Origin of the sequence: Bacillus sp. AP50, assembly GCF_040492675.1 — a bacterium.
Classification (GTDB): Bacteria; Bacillota; Bacilli; order Bacillales; family Bacillaceae_G; genus Bacillus_A; species Bacillus_A cereus.
The window spans coordinates 1-2,614 of sequence record NZ_JBEUTW010000186.1; the positions used below are offsets into that span (position 1 = coordinate 1).

Below are 2,614 nucleotides of genomic sequence, written 5' to 3' on the forward strand. Positions count from 1 at the left end.
GTTATAAAGTGTTTATATTTATTTGGACAATTATTTTATTGTTTTTTCTACTTTATTATGGTTACAGTGAAATTTCTGATACCAAGAAAGTGCCAGTTATAACAATCAAAAAATAGAAGTAAAGAATATTGAGAAAACCAAATGAGATAAAAATAGATACAGTAGAAAGGCTACTACAGGAAGTAATTAATCGTACGAAGTTAGATGAAATATTGAAAAGAAAAAAATTAATGGAAAATATGTTGATTACTGCTTGGGGAGAAAATTATAAATATCACAATCGGTATAAAGATATTCATGAGTTATTCAGAGGTTACCATTTACACTGCCTTAGGAAAAAAGGATGTGTTACCGAGACACCCTTTATATTTAAGTAACGATTCAAGCTAATAGATTACATAAAACCAGAGCGGATTGTACATCGTCTTATTCGAACTATAAGAAACCATGAACGAACAAGTAAAGCGGGACTTACAGCAAACTGTAATGGTGAAACAGGAGGAGACGCATGGGTGTGGTTTTCAATTTGTCATGAAGAACATCCCGTTGCTGAATCCACCGCTTGCTTATTTTGTATCAATAAACTTATAGAAGACTATCATAAAGAGGTATGTATATTTTTTCCGAGATGCAGATGCATTTGCGAAGTAGAGAGGTGAAAAAATGCTTGTAAAATATCCACGAACATTGCATGTTCCTTGGTCGATAGGGGTAACAAGTGATGACCGTGTTCTACAAAATATGGACGGATTTGAAAATCAAGAAGTGGTCGTACTAGAAAAGTTAGATGGTGAAAATACATCTCTTTATAAAGAGGCTATTCATGCAAGGTCGTTATCAAGTGGTCATAACCCATCGAGAACATGGGTAAAAACGTTACAAGGAAGTATGGGGGGATAGAATTCCAGAAGGCTGGAGGATATGTGGTGAAAATGTGTATGCTTGTCATGGCATTCACTACACAGCACTGACGTCCTATTTTTATGTCTTTTCAATATAGAATGAGAAAAATGAATGTTTATCGTGGGATGCAGCAGTTGCATGGTGTAAAAAGTTAGGCCTTGCACACGTTCCAGTGTTATATCGTGGCCCCTATAATGAAAAGGTAATTCGTTTGTGCTACAACGGTACTTCACTCTTTGGAGGGATTCAGGAGGGGTATGTACTTAGATTAACGGATGCGTTTCACTATAATGATTTTTCAAAATCCATAGGGGCATTTGTTCGAAAAGACCATGTGCAAACCAATCAGCACTGGATGACACAAGCGGTTATCCAAAATAAATTAGCAAAATAAAAACACGCAATTCCAAATGGAACTGCGTGTTTTTTCTTTTTTTAGCATCATTTGACGTTCATGTATGGTTACTCTTATTAGAGAATATGTCCCCTAACCACGGAAAACTATTAATTTATTAGTTTTTATTCGTAACTTTTAAAGTATCTAATACGACTTTAGTTGTGTCTGCAATAAGCTTATCATCATATTCTGCATCTTCTTTATCATGATTAGAAAGGATGGCAAGAACAATTGGCTTTTTATTTGGTGGCCAAATAATTGCAATATCATTCCTTGTTCCATAAGATCCTGCGCCTGTTTTATCAGCTACTTCCCATCCTTTTGGTACGCCCGCACGAATCAACTTATCTCCAGTCGTATTTCTCTTCATCCAATCTACTAATAATTCACGTTTCTCTGTTGGAAGTGCAGATCCTAATGTAAATGATTGAAGTGTCTTAGCGATCGCTTCTGGTGTACTGGTATCGCGCGTTTCTCCAGGATGTACTTCATTTAATTCAGGTTCAAATCGTTCAGATTTAGTAACCGTATCTCCCGTTTCTCTCAAGATTTTTTCAAATGCGGATGGACCACCTAACTTTTTAAGAATTAAATTATGTGCCGTACTGTCACTATATCGAACAGAAGCATCTGCAAGTTCTTTTAACGTCATTCCTGTATACACATGCTTTTCTGTAATTGGATTATAATTAGAAAGGTCTTCACGCGTATACGTAATCCCTTCATCAAGAGCTTCTATTGAGTTCTGACGTAAAAGAGCTCCCGCTGCTAATGATTTAGATGTAGAGGCAAATGCAAAACGATCATTTGAATGATAAGCAATAGTTTGATTTGTACCTGTATCCAGAGCATAAATACCAAGCTTAGCATTATATTCTTTTTCAAGCTTAGCAAAAGAATCATGACCTGTATTTTCTTGTTTAATTTGCTTTATTTGTTTTGTTTGCTTAGGTGGTCCAGATGGAGTATTACTATTAGAACACCCTATTAGTGTTACACATGAAAGTAATACGACAGGTACAATCTTTTTGTAGGTAAAGAACTTGTTTAAAACGTACATGAATTTTCAACCTCTTTCAACGATATATGGATTTTGTTTTGGTATTTTAAATACCGATGTTAATTAAAGCGGGTGTTGGATACCGATACTTCTGAAGTTGAATTTTAACAGGCTAAGCAGAACCAAAGCGTTTATATGAATGAACAGTTGCTGTTTAGGGTGTTTCTTTTTTTATAGTTTACCTGTGAAAGTATTAAACTCGTAACATTTAAATGAAGTATCTCAATACACACTTTTTTACATCACTTTACTTT

General features: G+C 35.0%; 1 protein-coding gene and 1 pseudogene. One reads left to right on the top strand and one right to left on the bottom strand.

What is annotated here, in order from left to right; genetic code table 11:
- Positions 1–663: 663 nt before the first annotated feature.
- Positions 664–1,297: pseudogene (locus tag ABWK52_RS15445) on the top strand (RNA ligase family protein).
- Positions 1,298–1,415: 118 nt separating this feature from the next.
- On the opposite strand, the gene blaIII reads toward ABWK52_RS15445, so the two are convergent.
- Complete coding sequence (gene blaIII / locus ABWK52_RS15450; RefSeq protein ID WP_000289423.1) at positions 1,416–2,360, bottom strand: class A beta-lactamase BlaIII; 945 nt, start codon at positions 2,358–2,360, stop codon at positions 1,416–1,418.
- Positions 2,361–2,614: the final 254 nt, after the last annotated feature.

Bases quoted from the DNA above. Each gene is read 5' to 3' on its own strand.
- blaIII (WP_000289423.1), bottom strand. From the start codon at position 2,360: ATGTACGTTTTAAACAAGTTCTTTACCTACAAAAAGATTGTACCTGTC.